Source organism: Allobosea sp. 05T439 (assembly GCF_056396005.1).
The window spans coordinates 94,759-112,872 of sequence record NZ_JBFTKP010000006.1 but is presented as its reverse complement, the minus strand read 5'-3'; the positions used below and the strand labels follow the sequence as shown (position 1 = coordinate 112,872).

The window sequence follows — 18,114 nt, the reverse complement described above, 5'->3', positions numbered from 1 at the left end:
TCCTCAGATGATATTGGCCTCCGTCAGCGGCCGCCCCGCAACGATGCGCTCGTGACCGAGATCGGCAAGATCGAGCGTGCGATAGCCGCCATGCACAATCTGCTCGGCAATCCCCCTTCCCACAGCCGGGGACTGCTGCAGGCCGTGCCCCGAGAAACCATTGGCGAGATAGAGATTCGGCAGGCCGACGGCCGGGCCGAGGATGGCATTGCCGTCGAGTTCATTCATGTCATAGGGGCCGGCCCAGGCGCGACCGGGCTTGATCGCCTCGAAGGCGGGCACACGATGGGCGAGCGGCGCCCAGACATGCTCCTCAAAAAAGGACCAGTCGACATCCTCCACATCGGCATCGGTCTCGATCCATTCGCGATCGAGTTCGGCCGGCGGGGAGGCGCCGCAAATGAACATCTGCCCCTCGCTGCCGCGCTTGCCCTCGGGCCGGCAATAGGCACCGGAGGTATCGATCAGAAGCGGGCAGTTATCGACCTCGCCCTTGCAGGTGAAGCTGAAGACGTAGCGCTTCATCGACCTGACGGGAATCGCGATGCCGGCCGTTGCCGCCAGCCGCGCACCATGCGTGCCCGAGGCGTTGACGACCGCGCCACAGCCGATGCGGCTGCCATCGCCAAGCTCGACGCCGACGACGCGACCGCCTTCCACGATAAAGCGCGCCGCTTCGCCCTGGCGGTACTCGACACCGAGCGCGCGCGCCTTCTTGCGAAAGGCCTGGAGCAGCGCCCAACCGTCGAACCAGCCCTCCCCGCTGACCCCATAGGTGCCGCAGGCGAGATCCTCGACATTGAGCCAGCTAAATTTGCTGCGCAACATATCCGCAGCATAGAGCGCAATATCGGCGCCCTCGTCCTGCTGCAGTTTCTGGTTCGAGGCGAGGACCGGGGCTCCCTCGCCGCTCGCGACATAGAGGTAGCCGCCTTCATGCAGATCGATGGCCGGAACCTCGCCATCGACGGCGAGATGCGTCCCGATATTGCGCAAAAATTCGATGCCGTGGAGCGAGATACGGATGTTCACCGAACTCGAGAATTGCTGGCGGATCGAAGCCGCCGAGAGCGCCGAGGCGGAGTAGCGGTAGGTCGGATCCTTCTCCAGGACCACCACCTTGCCCTTGAAGCCTGGGTCGGCGGCGAGATGATAGGCGACGGAGGAACCGATGGCGGCCCCTCCACAGATCACGACATCGGCGGTCTCGGAAAAGGACGGCATGTCAGTCCTGCGCAGTTCGGGCCACGACGCTCTGTGGCCGGGGTTGGTGAATTTCACGCATGAATGACGCGACTGCGCCGGCTTGTCGAGTGCTCAGGCCGTGAGCCCGCATTCGCCGAGCAGCCAGTCGCGAAAGGCGATCACCGCCGGCAGCGCCGCCCGGGTCTCGGGATAGACCAGGTAATAGCCCTCCGTGCCGCTGACCGGCCGGTCGACCGGAACGACGAGCGCGCCCGAGCGCAATTCCTCCTCGATCAGGAAGCGCGGCACGATCGCAAGACCCAACCCAGCCACGGCCGCCTGCGAGACCATGGCAAATTGCTCGAAGCGCGGCCCCATCAGCGCCCGCTCCGGCGGCAGCCCCTGTTTTTCCAGCCAGTTCGCCCAGGCCCGGGGTCGCGTCGCCTGCTGCAGCAACGGCGCGCGCAGCATATCCGCCGGCTCCTTCAAGCCCAGGCGCTCGACCAGCGAGGGCGCCGCCACGGGAACGACCTCCTCCCCCATCAAGCGATGAAGCACAGCGCCAGGCCAGACCGGATCGCCGAAATGCACGGCGGCATCGATCGGCTCGCGCGCGAAATCAAAGGGCACCAGCTTGGTCGTGAAGTTGATGGTGACGCCGGGATGGGCCTCGATGAAGCGCGGCAGACGCGGAATTAGCCAGCGTGTGCCGAAGGTCGGCAGGATACCGAGATGCAGCACGCCGGCCGCGCCGCGAAAGGCCATGGCCGAGACGGTCGCAGCCGCAAGGCGCGAGAGCCCATCGCGGATCTCGGTCGCATAGGCGCTCCCGGCCGGCGTCAGGCTGACGCGTTTCTTGACGCGCTGGAACAGACTGACGCCGAGCACCTGCTCGAGATGCGCGACCTGGCGGCTGATCGCCCCTTGCGTCAGGTTCAGTTCCTCGGCGGCGCGCGTGAAACTGCCATGGCGCGCAGCCGCCTCGAAGGCCGCGAGCGCCGACAGGGAGGGCACCGAAAGGCGTCCGGGAACGAGATCAAAGGTCATGAGCTATTCTCATCAACTCGTGAGAACATATCGGTTGCCGAGCGCAACCGGAAGAGGGCATTCTGCGCCCTTCCGGCGCGGCGGCTCTTTCCCGCGCCATTTGACATACTAGCAATCGACAGGTCGGAACCAGGACATGGCTTCATCTTTGCCGAAGGATGCGCTCGCGCTGCTCAAGCGTCTCGGCGTGCCGGACACCGTCTTCGCGTCCGCGGGCCTTGCAGCACGCTCCCCCATCACCGGCGAGACGGTGGCGACGCTGCGCGAGACGAGCGTTGCGGAGACCGAGGCGGCGATCGGCCGCGCGCAGTCTGCCTTCCTGGCCTGGCGCAAGGTCCCGGCCCCGCGCCGTGGTGAATTCGTCCGCCTGCTCGGCGAGGAGCTGCGCAACGCCAAGACCGATCTCGGCCTGCTGGTGACGCTGGAAGCCGGCAAGGTCACCTCCGAGGGGCTCGGCGAAGTCCAGGAGATGATCGACATCTGCGATTTCGCGGTCGGTCTTTCGCGCCAGCTCTACGGCCTGACCATCGCCACCGAGCGCCCGAGCCACCGCATGATGGAGACCTGGCATCCGCTCGGCGTCTGCGGCGTGATCTCGGCCTTCAACTTCCCGGTCGCCGTCTGGTCCTGGAATGCGGCGCTTGCATTCGTCTGCGGCGACAGCGTCGTCTGGAAGCCCTCCGAGAAGACCCCGCTGACGGCGCTCGCCGTCCAGGCCATCGTCGAGCGCACCATGAAGCGCTTCGGCCCCGAGGCTCCGGTCGGCCTGTCGGAAGTCCTGATCGGCGGTCGCGAGATCGGCGACGCACTGGTGCAGGATCACCGCGTGCCGGTTCTCTCCGCCACCGGCTCGACCCGGATGGGCAAGGAAGTCGGCCAGAAGCTCGCCGCCCGCTTCGCCCGCGCCATTCTCGAACTCGGCGGCAACAATGCCGCGATCGTGGCGCCTTCCGCCGATCTCGATATCGCGCTCCGCGGCATCGCCTTTGCTGCGATGKGCACGGCCGGCCAGCGCTGCACCACGCTGCGCCGCCTGATCGTCCATGAGAGCGTCTATGACGCGCTGATCCCGCGCCTGATCAAGGTCTATGGCTMGGTCAAGATCGGCGATCCCCGCGAGGCCGGCGTGCTGGTCGGGCCGCTGATCGACGAGGCTGCCTATGAGGGCATGCAGAAGGCGCTCGGCGAAGCCAAGGCTGCCGGCGGCAAGGTCCAGGGCGGCGAGAAGGTCGATGTCGGCAGCGGTGGCTTCTATGTCCGTCCGGCGCTGGTCGAGATGCCCGAGCAGACCGGCCCGGTCGAGCGCGAGACCTTTGCGCCGATCCTCTATGTCATGAAGTACAAGACGCTGGACCAGGCGATCGCGCTGCAGAACGCGGTCGGTGCCGGTCTCTCCTCGTCCATCTTCACCCTCGACATGCGCGAGGCCGAGACCTTCGTTTCCGGCGAAGGCTCGGATTGCGGCATCGCCAACGTCAATATCGGCCCTTCGGGTGCCGAGATCGGCGGAGCCTTCGGCGGCGAGAAGGAGACCGGCGGCGGCCGCGAGGCCGGTTCGGACGCGTGGAAGGCCTATATGCGCCGCGCTACCAATACGCTGAACTACGGCACGACATTGCCGCTGGCGCAGGGCGTCAGCTTCGACGTCGACGCCTGAGCGAACGGGAGAGAAACCATGGCCGAAGCCGCACGCAGCCACTCCGCAAGCCACAAGCTCGCGGAATTCCAGTGGGACGATGCCTTCCTGCTCGACGACCAGCTCAACGAGGACGAGCGCCTGATCCGCGACACGGCCCGCCAATACGCGCAGGAGAAGCTGCTCCCGCGCGTCTCGGAGGCCTATCTCGAGGAGAAGACCGACCGCTCCATCTTCAATGAGATGGGCGAACTCGGCCTGCTCGGCGTGACGGTGCCGGAGGAATATGGCTGCGCCGGCGCCAACTACGTCTCCTATGGGCTGGTGGCCCGCGAGGTCGAGCGCGTCGATTCCGGCTATCGCTCGATGATGAGCGTGCAGTCCTCGCTCGTGATGTATCCGATCTACGCCTATGGCGACGAGAACCAGCGCAAGAAGTACCTGCMCAAGCTCGGCTCCGGCGAGTGGATCGGCTGCTTCGGCCTGACCGAGCCCGACGCCGGCTCCGACCCGGCCGGCATGAAGACCCGCGCCGAGAAGGTGGCCGACGGCTACAAGCTGACCGGCTCGAAGATGTGGATCTCGAATTCGCCGATCGCGGATGTGTTCGTGATCTGGGCGAAGTCGGCCGCGCATGACAACCAGATCCGCGGCTTCATCCTCGAGAAGGGCATGAAGGGCCTGAGCGCGCCGAAGATCGGCGGCAAGCTCAGCCTGCGCGCCTCGATCACGGGCGAGGTCGTCATGGACGGCGTCATCGTGCCGGAAGAGAACCTGCTGCCGAACGTCTCTGGATTGAAGGGGCCGTTTGGCTGCCTCAACCGCGCCCGCTACGGCATCTCCTGGGGCGTGATGGGCGCCGCCGAGGACTGCTTCCACCGCGCCCGCCAGTACGGGCTCGACCGCAAGCAGTTCAACAAGCCTCTGGCCCAGACCCAGCTCTACCAGAAGAAGCTCGCCGACATGCTGACCGAGATCACGCTCGGCCTGCAGGGCTCGCTTCGCGTCGGCCGCCTGCTCGACGACGGCAGGATGGCGCCCGAGATGATCTCGCTGGTAAAGCGCAACAATTGCGGCAAGGCGCTCGACATCGCCCGCCAGGCCCGCGACATGCATGGCGGCAACGGCATCTCGATCGAGTTCCACGTCATGCGCCATGCCGCGAACCTGGAGACGGTCAACACCTATGAGGGCACGCATGACGTTCATGCGCTGATCCTCGGGCGCGCCGTCACCGGGCTGCAGGCGTTCTTCTGAGCCGCGACCTCATGCCTGGGGCTTGCCCCAGGCATGTCTTTTTGCCGCGCACCCTTCAAGGGATGGCTGGGCCAAACCCGGCCATGACGGCAGCCTCGAAGCCGGAATGACCTGATGACGACTCCTCCCCTTGCCGGCCTGCGCGTCCTCGAACTCGCGCGCATCCTTGCCGGCCCCTGGATCGGCCAGTTGCTGGCCGATCTCGGCGCCGATGTCGTCAAGGTCGAAAGCCCAGAAGGCGACGACACCCGCAACTGGGGTCCTCCCTTCGTCGAAGGGACCGACGGCGGCACGCTCTCGGCGGCCTATTTCCACAGCGCCAACCGCGGCAAACGCTCGATCACGGCCGATTTCCGCACGGAGGAGGGCCGCGCCCTGGTGCGCAAGCTCGCCGGCCATGCCGATGTGGTGATCGAGAACTTCAAGGTCGGCGGGCTCGCCAAATACGGGCTCGACGCCGCCTCGCTGCGCAAGCTTCATCCGAACCTGATCTATTGCTCGATCACCGGCTTCGGACAGGACGGTCCCTATGCCGAGCGCGCCGGGTACGACTTCCTGATCCAGGGCATGGCCGGCTCGATGTCGATCACCGGCCAGCCCGACGGCCAGCCGACCAAGGCCGGCTATGCCAAGACGGACATCTTCACCGGGCTCTACGCGACCGTCGGCATCCTGGCGGCGCTGCGGCGACGCGATGCCACCGGCGAGGSCGCAACGCTCKACCTTGCCTTGATGGACACGCAGGTCGCCGTGCTCGGCAACCAGGCGCTGAACTACCTGGTCTCAGGAAAAGCCCCGGCCCGGCTCGGCAACGCCCATCCCAATATCGTGCCCTACGAAGTCTTCCCCGTCGCAGACGGGCACATCATCATCGCGACCGGCAATGACGGGCAATACCGCAGGCTTTGCGACGTGCTTGGCCGCTCCGATCTCGGCAGTCATGCCGATTATGCCGACAACAAGGGCCGGGTCGCCAACCGCGCAATCCTGATCCCGATGCTGGCTTCGCTGACCGCCCGCCGCCACAAGGCCGAACTTCTGGCTGCGCTGGAAGAAGCCGGCGTTCCGGCCGGCCCGATCAACACGATCGACGAGGTCTTTGCCGATCCGCAGGTGGTGGCCCGCGGCATCAAGGTCGACCTGCCTGCCGAGGCTGCGGCCAAGGGCGCGATCCCGACCGTCGCCTCGCCCATCGTCATCGACGGCGAACGGCAGGTCGCATCGCGGCCTAGCCCTCGGCTCGGCGAACATCAAGACGACATCCTGAACGACCCCGCCTGGGGAGGGCATACACATGGCTGAACGGACTGGCGGGCAGATCCTCGTCGACCAATTGCTGATTCATGGCGCGACCGACGCCTTCTGCGTGCCCGGCGAGAGCTATCTCGCCGTGCTCGACGCGCTGCATGACGCGAAGCTGAAGGTCACCATCTGCCGCGCCGAAGGCGGCGCCGCGATGATGGCCGAGGCTGCCGGCAAGCTCACAGGCAAGCCCGGCATCTGCTTCGTCACCCGCGGCCCCGGCGCGACCAATGCCTCGCCGGGCATTCATATCGCCGACCAGGACTCGACCCCGATGATCCTGTTCGTCGGCCAGATCGAGCGCGGCATGCGCGAGCGCGAAGCCTTCCAGGAACTCGATTACCGCGCCGTCTTCGGCACCATGACGAAATGGGCGACGGAGATCGACGACGCTGCCCGCATTCCCGAGATCATCAGCCGTGCGTTCCATGTCGCGACCTCCGGCCGCCCCGGCCCGGTGGTGATCGCGCTGCCCGAGGACGTGCTGACCGACCTCGCCGACGTCGCGGACGCAGAACCCTATCAGGTCACCGAGACGCATCCCTCGCTGCTGCAGACGATCGACCTGCAGAAGCGGCTCTGGGCCGCGAAATCGCCGATTGCCATCCTCGGCGGCTCGCGCTGGAACCCGCAGGCGATCGAGCGTTTCCAGCGTTTTGCCGAGCGCTTCGACCTGCCGGTCGCGGTCTCCTTCCGCCGGCAGATGCTGTTCCCGGCCAACCATCCGAATTTTGCCGGCGATCTCGGCATCGGCCCCAATCCGAAGCTCCTGAAGCGCATCCAGGACAGCGATCTCGTGCTGCTGGTCGGCGGCCGCCTCTCCGAGATGCCGAGCCAGTCCTACACGCTGTTCGGCATCCCCAATCCGGGCCGCCCGCTGGTGCATGTCCATCCCGATCCGGAAGAACTCGGCCGCGTCTACCGGCCAAGCCTCGCGATCAATGCCTCGCCGACCGCCTTCTGCGCCGCCTTGGAGACCGTTCATCCGCCCCAGACGATCAACTGGGCGAGTGCGGCGGCCGAAGCGCATGATGCCTATCTCGCCTGGAGCGAGCAGCCCGCCCCGGTACCTGGCGCCTTCCATCCCGGCGAGGCCGTCACCTGGTTGCGTCGCTACCTCCCCGATGACGCGATCCTCTGCAACGGTGCCGGCAACTACGCCACCTGGGTGCATCGCTTCCATCGCTTCACCAAGTTTGCGACGCAGCTCGCGCCGACCTCCGGGTCTATGGGTTATGGCGTGCCGGCGGCAATCGGCGCCAAGCGGCTGTTTCCCGAGAGAACGGTGGTCGCCTTCGCCGGCGACGGCTGTTTCCTGATGAATGGCCAGGATTTCGCGACGGCCGTGCAGTACGAACTGCCGGTGATCGTCGTCGTCGTCGACAACGGCATGTACGGCACGATCCGCATGCATCAGGAGAAGCACTATCCTGGCCGCGTCTCGGCAACGACGCTGAAGAACCCGGATTTCGCGGCCTATGCCAAGGCTTTCGGCGGCCATGGCGAGCGCGTCGAGACCACGGCCGAGTTCGCTCCGGCCTTCGAGCGCGCGGTCGCCAGCGGCAAGCCGGCGATCATCCACTGCCTGCTCGATCCCGAAGCGATCACGCCGGCAAAGTCGCTCTCCACGATCCGCGAGGAAGCCTTCGCCGCTCAGCGCTGATCGCCGCGGAGCGCGACCCATCTGCGGCCGAACCACATGCGGCGCAGCAGACCGTCACGCCAGATCAGTACGTGAACCAGCGCCGCCGCGACATGAATCGCGGCGAGCGCGAGGAGAAGGTTGCCCGCCCAGGCATGCAGAGCCTGCATCAGCTCATAGGTCGCCTTGTCGGGCCCGATGAGATGCGGGACGGCAAGCCAGCCGAAATAGAGCGTCGGGATCTGCAGCGGCGCGGCCGACACCATGAGCAATCCCGTGACAGGCAGCGCGATCAGGCAGACATACAGGCCTGCATGGACCACGTCGCTGGCCCGCTGCAGCCATCGCCCAGCATTCGCCGGCGGCGGCACAGGGGCGACCATGCGCAGGACAAGCCGCAGCACGATCATGCCTGCGACCGTCAATCCCACCGACTTGTGCAGTTGGTAGAGTTCGAAACGCTCGACGAGGTTGCGGCTTTCATCGCGCATCGGCGACGCGATCAGGAACTGGGCAATGACCAGCAGCAATGTCAGCCAATGCAGCGCGACGAGGGCCGGGTGCCAGCGCATCGGCCGCCCCACCACCTCGCTCATCGCGCAAGCTGCCCCTTGATCACAAGCTCGACCGCGTCATCGACGACATTGACCTCCCGGCCGAGTTCGAATGCAGGGCGCAAAAAGGTGCCATTGGCCTGGAAGGGCAGCTTTTCGCCGCGCCTGGCCCTGTCGATGTCGCCATCGACGACAGCCATCACCGTAATGGGGCGGGTGATCGAACGGATGGTGAGCTGCCCGCGTATCTCGAGGCTGCGGTCGCCGGTGCGGATCACCGCAGCAGAGGTGAAGCTCGCGGTCGGATAGCGCCCCGTATCGAGCATGCTCTCGCCCTTGATGAAGCCATCCATGAGGGCAGAGCCGGCCTGGAGCGAACCCGTCTCGATCGTGACCCTGATGCGGCTGCGTTCAGGCCGATCGAAATCGAGCGCCAATGTCCCGTCATAATGCGTGAAATGGCCGGTCGCGACGACTGCCCCGAAGCGGCGGGTCACGAAGCTGATATCGGTGGCCCCGCGCTCGATACGCCAGGTCGTTTGCGCCGCTGCAGGCTCGGCGACGACCAGGCCGGCAATCACGAGTGCGACATAACGGAGCATCCCGCCATTGTCGCGCCCATGATGGCCGGGCCGTGGCACCCGGCCCCGCACACGCAAAGGTGATGCCGCCCTAATGCATCGGCCTGAAAGGTGGATTGCGGCTTTCGGGAAAGCCGATGCAAACACAAAGGGTTCGATCACCGGACCGGATACGATGTCCGGTCCGGTGATCTAGCCTGCCTGCGGCGTCGCTCGCCTGGCGGCGGCGCCATTGAAGGTCGAACGGATCGCCATGGCCAATGCGATACAAGCCCAGCCCTGGAAGATCAGCTCGATCGCGAGGAAGGTGCCGAGGACCCAGAAGCTCGAGGCCGGCCATTGCGCCAGGATCATCCCGCCGAGCGCGAGTGAAAGCAGCCCGGAGACCAGAACCCAGATCCAGACCGGCGTCGGCCGCGTCTGGAAGGCGACGATGATGCGGAAGATGCCGGCTGCGACCAGGGCAAAGCCCGCCAGAAGCGTCAGCGACGCCGTCGCCACGACCGGGTTGATGAAGGTCATGATGCCGACGCCGAGATAGAGCAGGCCGATCAGCACATGCATCAGCAGGCTTTTCCAGCCGCTGTGCCGGAAGGCGTCGATCAGCATGACCACGCCGCCGGCGAACATCATCGCGCCGAACCAGATGGCGCTGGCAACGCTGAGCAAGGCGGAAGCGCCAAGCCCGAGCACGCCAAGGATGACCAGGGCAATACCGGCTGCAAGCAGCCAGCCCCAGTTACGTCGCAAAGGCAGGAGATGCGTACCGAGAGAAGGTGGTTGATGCGCGGGTGCGTCCGACATGACCAGGCCCCCAGTGGAACTTCACGAAGGCTCCCACCACCGGGGCTCGCCGTCAACTCCGGGCGCACCCTAGGGGCGAACCGCTAATGTTCTCAATAGGTTGCCAGACCGCCCAAAAGATCGAAAACGGCGCCGGCGGAGAAACTGCAGCGCTCACTCGCCAGCCAGGCGACGAGCTCGGCCAGCTCATCGGCCGTTCCCAGCCGTCCGAGCGCGCTCTTGGCGACCGCGCCGGGCCGCCATTCAGGCGAACGCGACCTGAGCCAGCGGCGTGACACGGATCGTCGCGGAACCGGCATCGAAACCATCCAGCAGGGCATTGTGATGCGCCACGATCTGCTCGACCTGCAACGTATCGCTGTCGGCGGTCGTATGCGCATCGGCGACGAGCGTGACATCGAAGCCCAGGCCGACGGCACGCCGGCAGGTGGTGTCGACACAGTACTGCGTCATCAATCCGGCGATCACGAGATGGCCGATCCTCCGTTCCGCGAGCACAACCTGCAGGGCCGTGTCGTGAAAGGAATCGCAGGCCGTCTTGTGAACGACGATGTCGCCGGGTTGTCGCGGCAGGTCGGGATGAAGGTCCCAACCTAGGGTCCCGGTTTCCAGACGGTGTCCGGCCGGGCCGTCATGCTGGATGAAGATCACCGGGCGCTGGGCGGCATGCGCGCGGCCGATCAACTCGGCCAGGCGCTCGCGCACTTTCGCAAAGCGCTCCCCGACGACTGCGCGCGCAGCTACCGGCACGGCCAGGATGTCGCGCTGGACGTCGATGATGACAAGTGCCGACATCAGGCAGCCTTGGCGCCCTCGAGACGGGCATCGACCAGCTTGCGCAGGTTGCGCAGATCCTTGACGAAGCCGCGAATGCCTTCGGCGAGCTTCTCTGTCGCCATTGCATCCTCGTTCAGCGCGAAGCGGAACGCCTTCTCATCGAGCAGCAGCTTCGCGGGTGCCTTCCCGGAATTGTCCGGCGCGAGCCTGCGCGGCAGATCGCCCTGCGCCGCGGCGAGCTCGTCGAGCAGGCCGGGGCCGATGGTCAGCCGGTCGCAGCCCGCCAGCGCCTCGATCTCGCCCGTATTGCGGAAAGAGGCGCCCATCACCACCGTGTCGATGCCGTAAGCCTTGTAATAGGCATAGATGGTGCGGACCGAGACCACGCCGGGATCGGTTTCCGCCGTGTAGGGGCCGCCGCCGGCCTTGACGTGCCAGTCGAGGATTCGACCGACAAAGGGGGAAATCAGGAAGGCCTTCGCATCCGCACAGGCGATCGCCTGCGGCAGCGAGAAGAGCAGGGTCAGGTTGCAGTCGATGCCCTCGGCCTGCAGCACCCTGGCCGCCTGGATGCCCTCCCAGGTCGAGGCGATCTTGATCAGGATGCGCTCCCGCCCGATGCTGCGCTCCTTGTAGGCAGCGATGATGGCACGGGCCTTGTCGATGCTCGCCTGCGTGTCGAACGAGAGATCGGCATCGACCTCGGTCGAGACCCGTCCGGGGACGATTCCGGCAAGTTCGGCGCCGAAGGTCACGGCCAGCCGGTCGCAAACCGCATGCACGCGGGCCTCGCTGGAACCGGCAGCCTTCCGGCCCCAGACAATCGCCTCATCCACGAGATGGGCATAGGCCGGGGTTTCGACGGCCTTGAGCAGCAAGGTCGGGTTCGTGGTGCAATCGACAGGCTTCAGACGGCGCACCGCTTCGATATCGCCGGTATCGGCGACGACGGTGGTCATCTTGCGGAGCTGGTCGAGCTTGGAAGCGGTCATGGCGATCCTGCCGAAATCGGTGTCTTGAACAATGGTCAAACCTGCGGCGCTCTTCCGGTCCGGTCAAGCGAGTAGGCCGGAAGGACGGCTGCGCGCACGGCGCAGATGGGTCAGCTCTTGACTGCCCCCGATGTCAGGCCCCCGACCATGTTCTTGCGGAAGCCATAATAGATCACAGCCGGCGGGATGGCGTAGAGCAGGCCCGCGGCCATCAGCAGATTCCAGGGTGCGTCATCCGCCGAGAGGAAGAGTCCAAGCCCCACTGCCAGAGGCACCGCCTTTTCGCTCGAGAGCAGCAGGAAGGCGTAGAGATACTCATTCCAGGCGAGCAGCAGCGCGTAGATGCCGATGACCACCATCGACGGCTTCATCAGCGGCAGATAGACCATGCGGAAGAGCTGCAGCGAGGTCGCGCCATCCATGATCGCCGCCTCGTCGAGTTCCTTCGGCAGCTTGTCGGAGGCCTGCTTCAGAACCCAGATCGCATAGGGCGAAGCCAGCGCGACCATGGCGAGGATCAGCGCAGTCTGCGTGTTGAGCAGCCCGTAGGAGCCCATCGCCTTGTACATCGGGATGGCGAGGAAGGCGGCCGGGATGAGGTAGGTCGCCAATGCCAGGTTCATGATCGTGCGCCCGCCCCTGACCCGCAGCCGGGCGATGGCGAAGGCGGCGCAGGTGGCAACGAAGAGCGTCAGCAGCCCCGTGGCCACGGCGATGAAGAAGCTGTTGAACATCTGCAGCCAGAAATTGGTCAGGTAATAATGCTGCTGCTTGAAGACGATCTGGAAGTTCTGGAGCGTCGGCTGATCGGGCCAGAGCTTGCCGGCCAGCATCGACTCCTGGTTGGAGATCGAGAGCACGAAGAGATGGTAGATCGGCAGAAGGGTCCAGAGCAGGACCGGGATCGCGATCAGGATCAGCTTGCCTTCGTCGAGAACCTTTTTCATCACTCGGCTCCCTTGGACAGGCGCTTCACCATCACGAAGACCATCGGCAGGATCAGCGGCATCGCGACGATGATGGAGGCGATACCGAGATCCAGGTTGTTGTTGCGCATGTAGCGGATGCCGAGTGTCGCCAGCACATGGTTCAAGTCGCCCGGCCCACCCCCGGTGAGCAGGTAGACGCTGTTGAAATCACCCAGCGTCCAGATCATCGAGAGCATGGTCGAGGTGACATAGAGCGTCGCCAGCGACGGCCAGGTGATGAAGCGGAACTGCTGCCACCCGTTGGCTCCGTCGACGCTCGCGGCCTCATAGAGATCCTGCGAGATCGCCAGGCGGCCGGTGACCAGGATCAGCGTCCAGAACGGCAGCGACTTCCAGATATGGACCATGATCGAGCTCGCGAAGGCGAGTGTCGGGTCGGTGAGCCAGCCCGGCCCCTCGACGATGCCGAACCAGTGGAAGAGCTGCTGGTTGAGCATGCCGTTCTCCGGGTTCAGCATCACCCGGAAGGACAGGATGGTCGGAATCGAGGGCACGGCCCAGGGCAGGATGAACAGCACCAGCACGATGCGCACCCAGGCGCGCTGCTGCACGAAGAAGCCCGAGAGCCAGAGCGCGAGCAGGAACTTGAGGTTCACCGCCACGAACAGGAAGATGATGGTATTGACTACCGTGCGAACGAAGATCGGGTCCGCGAAGAGTGCGCGATAGGACTGCCAGTTGAGCCCCAGCCAGAGGCCGTAACCGACCGGGTAGACCACCATCACGGCGAAGACGAGAATATAGGGCATCAGCATCAGCGCGCCCCAGAGCGCCCTGTCTCGCGTGTGGCCCGAGGTCATTTCGGCCGATACCGTTGCCGGCGCTGACATGGTGGTGGCGGTCATCAGTTGTCCTCCGAGGCCCCGCATTCTTTCGACGGGTCGGCATCCCACGGCGTGTTCGGCCGCAGGATGCCGTTTTCGCGGTCGTTCAGGTCGTCGGGATCAGCCGGCGATCTGCTTGATGCGAGCGATCATCTCGTCCACGGCCTGTTCGGGCGAGATCTTGTCCTGGACAACGCGGTTCACCGCCTTGGCCCAGACGTTCTCGGCATTCACGGTCGTGAAATTGTAGTTGTAGACGAACTGGAACGGAACAGTGCCGTCCTTGTACTGCTTGTAGACGACCGCGCGGTGCGGGTCCTTGCCATCGGACCAGAACGGAGCCTCGATGCCCTTGAGCGTCGTCGGCACCCAGCGCCCGGCCGAGCCCTCGACGAAGGGACGCAGGTTCTCGTCCTTCATCAGGAAGGCCATGAACTCCTTGCCGCGCTTCTTGTTCTTCGCATCGGCGAAGATCACGGCCGTCTTGACCGCCGCCAGGTTCGTCATGGGGCTGCCATCCGGCTTCCTCGGGAACTCGGCCGTGCGGATGTTCTCCTCGTAGTTCTTCTTCGCGGTCGCCCGCTGCTCGGCGGTCAGCGCCGGATTGTTCATGTCGTCCATGTGCTTGCCGGCGATCGAGATCGTGGCGTTATGCGTGGCAACGGTCGTGCGGTTGTGGAATGCGACGTTGTTGTCTGGGTCGAGCCAGTTCACCGACGAGGGCGGGGTGCAGCCGCGTTGGAAGATGTTCGCATAGGCCTTGACCGCCTCGATCATCCCGGCCCGGTTCTTGGGCTGGTCGAGGACGATCTTGCCGTTCTCGTCGACGACCTGCGCGTTGAAGGCGTTGGCGAAGGTCAGGAAGCTGTAGAAAGTGTCGGAGGCGGCGACGCCCATGGGATGGCCGATGCCGTAGATGCGCTTGCCCTTGGCCCGCAATGCGCCCTGAACCTTGTCACACCAGAAATCCCAATAACCGTCCCAGCCCTTGGGGATGTCCGCTTCCTTGAAGCCCGCCTCCTCCAGCATGTCCTTCCAGTAGGTGATGTGCATCATCTGCTGTTCGACGGGGAAGGCGTAGTAGGATTTCTTGCCGGCCTTGTTGTTCATCAGGAAGGTCGTCGCCAGCGCCTGCGGCTGGAACTCTGCCTTCATCGGCTCGATCACGTCGGTGACGTCCTCGAGCTTGCCGTCGAAGGCCCATTTCCCGGTCGTGCGGAAATCATAGGTGGTGCAGAAGCCGACATCGGGAGGCGTTCCGGCCTCGACGGCGCCGACCGATTTGGTCACGCAATCCTCAGTCGCATAGAGCGAGAGATCGACCTTGACGCCCGTCGCCTTCTGGAACTTGTCGACCACCGCGAGCAGGGCATCGTCCTCGCCCTTGTAGAAACCCTTGGTGAACCAGACCGTCACCGTCTCCTGCGCAACGGCGGCGCCGGACCAGCCGGCGGCGATCGCCGCGAAGGCTGCACCGGTCACGAGATAACGCATGGATTTCATTGAGAACCTCCCATTTCAAACGTTTAAATCTGACGTTTTGGTACGCCTTCACCGAGGAGACTAGTCGAAAACCCGTTCGACAAACAAGCCGGGCAGATGCGGGAAATTCGGGCAGGCCGGGCCGTTGGCCCGGTGGCGCATCAGCACCTTGTGGAGCAGTTGCACTGCCGCAAGCGGCCCCGGTGATGACAGGTCACGGATGTGTCATATACGCGGTCTACCGCGAGTGCCGGAGGCCGGCCGGCCGACGGACAGGAGAGAAAGACAATGCATTCGAAGGCGATGATCGCTCTGGCTGCGACGGGCCTTGCCCTTTGCCTGGCCCCTCTCGCTGTCCAGGCGGCCGAGGGCAAGCTGGTTCTTTACACCAGCCAGCCCAATACCGACGCCCAGCAGACCATCGATGCCTTCAAGGCGAAATACCCCAAGGTCGAGATCAGCTTCGTGCGCGACGGCACACCGCGCATCATGGCCAAGCTCAGGGCCGAGATCGAGGCCGGCGCGCCTCAGGCCGATGTTCTTCTGATCGCCGATTCGGTGACGATGGAAGGGCTGAAGCAGGAGAACCGGCTGCTCGCGCATGAAGCCGCCGCGACATCGGCCTATCCCGCCGGCATTCACGACCCGCAGAAGATGTGGTTCGCGACCAAGCTGATCACCACCGGCATCGTCTACAACACCAAGGCGGGACTGAAGCCGACCAGCTGGCTCGACCTCGGCAAGCCGGAGGTCAAGAACCTGCTGGCCATGCCGAGCCCCCTGAACTCCGGCGCAGCTTTGATCCACACCATGACGCTCGCGGGCAACCTGCCCGGTGGCTGGGGCTACTATGAGACCCTCAGGAACAACGGTGCGCTGGCAGCAGGTGGCAATGGCGACATCCTGAGGCAAGTCGCGACCGGCGAGAAGCTCTACGGCATGATCGTCGACTTCATGCCGATCCGCGAGAAGGCCAAGGGCGCGCCGGTCGAGTTCGTGTTCCCGAGCGAGGGCGTCTCCGCCGTCAGCGAACCGGTCGCGATCCTCAAGAGCACCAGGAATCCGGAGGCCGCCAAGGCGTTCGTCGATTTCCTGATCTCCAGGGATGGCCAGGAACTTGCCCTGAAGCAGGGCTATGTCGCGGCACACCCCGACGTTGCGCTGCCCGCGGGCTATCCCGAGCGCGCCGCCATCAAGCTGATGCCGTTCGATGCGGCCAAGGCGCTGGCCGACGAGACCGCAGCGCGCAAGCGCTTCAGCGCGATCTTCGAGTAAGCCCAAGCCAGGCCGGACGCAGCATGACCCTCGTCGCCCGCTCCGACCGGCCGCATATCGGGCAACCTCGGCTCCTGCCGGGGTTGCACCTGCCTTCAGGGCTCGGGCTGCCCGTGCTGGTGGCGCTTTGCGTCCTGGTCTTCGGTGGCCTTCCCTTCCTGCGCCTCCTGCTCGCCGCTTTCGCGCCCGGCGGCCGGTTCATGCCGGATGCAGCCCTCGCCGAAATCGGCAGCCGGGCCGCCCTCACCGCGACCTTGCACAGCATCGAGACCGCCGGTCTCTCTGCGCTCGGCGCCTTCGCGATTGGCGGCGCCGTCGCGATCCTGCTCGCAGTGACCGATCTACGCGGCAAGCGTCCGCTGGCCTTCGCCTTCGTCTTCTCGATGATGATCGCGCCGCAGGTGGCGGCGCTCGCCTTCCTCAGCCTGACCGCCCCCCACTCTCCCATTCTTGGCGCGCTCGGCCTGACACCGGCGCCGGGAACCCCCAATCCCCTGCTGGGCCGCGGCGGGATCATCCTGGTCATGGCGCTGCATCATGCGCCGCTGGTCGCGATCACGCTCTGGAGCGGGCTGCGCAKCATCCCGCATTCCCTGGTCGAGGCGGCGCAGCTCGAAGGTGCGGCGCCACCGACGATCATCACCCGCATCCTGCTGCCGGTGCTGCGCCCGCAGATCGTCGCAGCCGGGTTGATCGCCTTCGTCGCCGGCATCGGCAATTTCGGCATTCCTGCACTGCTCGGACTGCCGATGAACTATCTCACCCTGCCAACCCTGATCTACCGGCGGCTTTCGAGCTTTGGACCGGCGGGGCTGCCGGATGCCGCGGCGCTGTCGTTGCTCGTCGCGCTGGTCGCCGGCCTCGGCATTCTCGCAAGCATCCTTGCGACGCGCCGCGGCGGCAAGGTCGAAATCGAGCGCCCCTTGCAGCCCTTCTGGCCCCTCGGCAGCGCCCGCCCCTTCGTCACGGCCGGCCTCTGGCTCCTGATCGCCCTCAAGCTCGGCCTGCCCTTCCTTGCCTTGCTCAGCGAGGCACTGACGCCAGCGCTCGGCGTCGCGCTCTCCTGGCAGAGCCTGACCTTCGACAAGTTCACCGAGGTGCTGCTGCGCCAGGACGTGACAGCGCGCGCCTTCCGCAATTCCTTCCTGTTCGCCGGCACCGCAGCGGTGATCCTTGCGCTGGCCTCGATCGCCTTCGCCTATGCGCTGGAGCGGCGAATGGGCAAGGCGAGGCGTGTCGTCGAACTCGTCATCGAGCTGCCCTACGCCTTGCCCGGCGTGGTGCTCGCCATCGCCTGCATCCTGATGTTCCTGAAGCCGCTGCCGCTGATCGGCGTCAGCATCTATGCGACACCATTCATCATCCTCTTCGCCTATCTGGCGCGCTTCCTGCCGCTGGCGCTGAAGGCCCCGATCGCGGCAATGGCGCAGATCGAGGCGCATCACGAAGAGGCGGCGAAACTCGATGGTGTCACGCTCTGGCAGATGCTGCGTTTCATCGTGGCGCCGATCCTCGCCCCGGCTGCGACGGTCAGTGCGCTGATGGTGTTCCTCGTGGCCTTCAACGAGCTCACCGTCTCGGCCCTGCTCTGGTCCTCGGGAACCGAGACGCTGGGCGTCGTTCTGTTCAGCCTGAAGGAAGCCGGGCTCGCCGGCGAGGCGGCAGCGGTCGCGATCAGCGCCTCGGCGGTGATCCTTTGCGTGATGCTGCTGCTCGACCTTTGCGCCAAGCGCCTGCCGGAGAATGTCCTGCCCTGGCGGATCTGAG

16 protein-coding genes are annotated in these 18,114 nt (G+C 65.4%); 6 read left to right on the top strand and 10 right to left on the bottom strand.

Annotation, left to right across the window (positions count from 1 at the left end; translation table 11 throughout):
• Window positions 1–3: 3 nt before the first annotated feature.
• Together AC1DIO_RS09010 and AC1DIO_RS09005 are read right to left on the bottom strand one after the other, a co-directional pair.
• Window positions 4–1,224, bottom strand: a complete 1,221-nt coding sequence (locus AC1DIO_RS09010) for an NAD(P)/FAD-dependent oxidoreductase (protein ID WP_441506051.1) — start codon at window positions 1,222–1,224, stop codon at window positions 4–6.
• Between the two features lie 93 nt (window positions 1,225–1,317).
• Entirely contained in the window at window positions 1,318–2,232 is a 915-nt protein-coding gene (locus tag AC1DIO_RS09005; protein ID WP_441506050.1) for a LysR family transcriptional regulator, read from the bottom strand.
• Between the two features lie 136 nt (window positions 2,233–2,368).
• Here AC1DIO_RS09005 and amaB point away from each other — a divergent pair, with 136 nt between their 5' ends.
• The 4 genes from amaB to AC1DIO_RS08985 all read left to right on the top strand — a co-directional run bounded on the left by amaB (window position 2,369) and on the right by AC1DIO_RS08985 (window position 8,090).
• Window positions 2,369–3,889 carry an L-piperidine-6-carboxylate dehydrogenase gene (gene amaB / locus AC1DIO_RS09000; protein WP_476853345.1) on the top strand — a complete coding sequence of 507 codons (1,521 nt, stop codon included), beginning with the start codon at window positions 2,369–2,371 and terminating at the stop codon, window positions 3,887–3,889.
• 18 nt (window positions 3,890–3,907) lie between these two features.
• Complete coding sequence (locus AC1DIO_RS08995; RefSeq protein WP_476853344.1) at window positions 3,908–5,125, top strand: acyl-CoA dehydrogenase; 1,218 nt, start codon at window positions 3,908–3,910, stop codon at window positions 5,123–5,125.
• 114 nt (window positions 5,126–5,239) lie between these two features.
• Window positions 5,240–6,427 (top strand): CaiB/BaiF CoA transferase family protein, encoded by a 1,188-nt coding sequence (locus tag AC1DIO_RS08990; protein WP_476853343.1) that lies wholly within the window; start codon window positions 5,240–5,242, stop codon window positions 6,425–6,427.
• Window positions 6,420–8,090, top strand: coding sequence for a thiamine pyrophosphate-binding protein (locus AC1DIO_RS08985; protein ID WP_441506048.1), 1,671 nt, complete (start codon window positions 6,420–6,422; stop codon window positions 8,088–8,090). Before AC1DIO_RS08990 ends, AC1DIO_RS08985 begins: the two co-directional genes overlap by 8 nt.
• Here AC1DIO_RS08985 and AC1DIO_RS08980 read toward each other — a convergent pair.
• From AC1DIO_RS08980 to AC1DIO_RS08945, 8 genes are all read right to left on the bottom strand, one after another.
• A complete protein-coding gene (locus AC1DIO_RS08980) occupies window positions 8,081–8,665 on the bottom strand; it encodes a cytochrome b (protein WP_441506047.1) in 585 nt (194 codons plus the stop codon). The genes AC1DIO_RS08985 and AC1DIO_RS08980 overlap by 10 nt on opposite strands.
• Window positions 8,662–9,225 carry a YceI family protein gene (locus AC1DIO_RS08975; protein ID WP_441506046.1) on the bottom strand — a complete coding sequence of 188 codons (564 nt, stop codon included), beginning with the start codon at window positions 9,223–9,225 and terminating at the stop codon, window positions 8,662–8,664. Before AC1DIO_RS08975 ends, AC1DIO_RS08980 begins: the two co-directional genes overlap by 4 nt.
• Window positions 9,226–9,396: 171 nt before the next feature.
• Window positions 9,397–10,008, bottom strand: a complete 612-nt coding sequence (locus AC1DIO_RS08970) for an HdeD family acid-resistance protein (RefSeq protein ID WP_441506045.1) — start codon at window positions 10,006–10,008, stop codon at window positions 9,397–9,399.
• 243 nt (window positions 10,009–10,251) lie between these two features.
• Window positions 10,252–10,803 carry a cysteine hydrolase family protein gene (locus AC1DIO_RS08965; RefSeq protein WP_441506044.1) on the bottom strand — a complete coding sequence of 184 codons (552 nt, stop codon included), beginning with the start codon at window positions 10,801–10,803 and terminating at the stop codon, window positions 10,252–10,254.
• The gene (tal, locus tag AC1DIO_RS08960) at window positions 10,803–11,777 is read right to left on the bottom strand and encodes a transaldolase (protein WP_441506043.1); all 975 of its coding nucleotides are present in this window, start codon (window positions 11,775–11,777) and stop codon (window positions 10,803–10,805) included. Before tal ends, AC1DIO_RS08965 begins: the two co-directional genes overlap by 1 nt.
• A 110-nt stretch (window positions 11,778–11,887) precedes the next feature.
• Window positions 11,888–12,724 (bottom strand): carbohydrate ABC transporter permease, encoded by an 837-nt coding sequence (locus tag AC1DIO_RS08955; RefSeq protein ID WP_113515117.1) that lies wholly within the window; start codon window positions 12,722–12,724, stop codon window positions 11,888–11,890.
• Complete coding sequence (locus AC1DIO_RS08950) at window positions 12,724–13,611, bottom strand: carbohydrate ABC transporter permease (protein ID WP_441490115.1); 888 nt, start codon at window positions 13,609–13,611, stop codon at window positions 12,724–12,726. The genes AC1DIO_RS08955 and AC1DIO_RS08950 overlap by 1 nt, the downstream gene beginning before the upstream one ends.
• 99 nt (window positions 13,612–13,710) lie before the next feature.
• A complete protein-coding gene (locus AC1DIO_RS08945) occupies window positions 13,711–15,084 on the bottom strand; it encodes an ABC transporter substrate-binding protein (RefSeq protein WP_441506135.1) in 1,374 nt (457 codons plus the stop codon).
• 276 nt (window positions 15,085–15,360) lie between these two features.
• Between AC1DIO_RS08945 and AC1DIO_RS08940 the strand changes: the two genes are divergently transcribed.
• Window positions 15,361–16,347: an ABC transporter substrate-binding protein gene (locus tag AC1DIO_RS08940; RefSeq protein WP_441506042.1), complete on the top strand. Its 987-nt coding sequence runs from the start codon at window positions 15,361–15,363 to the stop codon at window positions 16,345–16,347.
• A 23-nt stretch (window positions 16,348–16,370) separates the two neighbouring features.
• Window positions 16,371–18,113, top strand: coding sequence for an ABC transporter permease (locus AC1DIO_RS08935; RefSeq protein WP_476853342.1), 1,743 nt, complete (start codon window positions 16,371–16,373; stop codon window positions 18,111–18,113).
• The last annotated feature ends 1 nt before the right edge of the window (window position 18,114 follow it).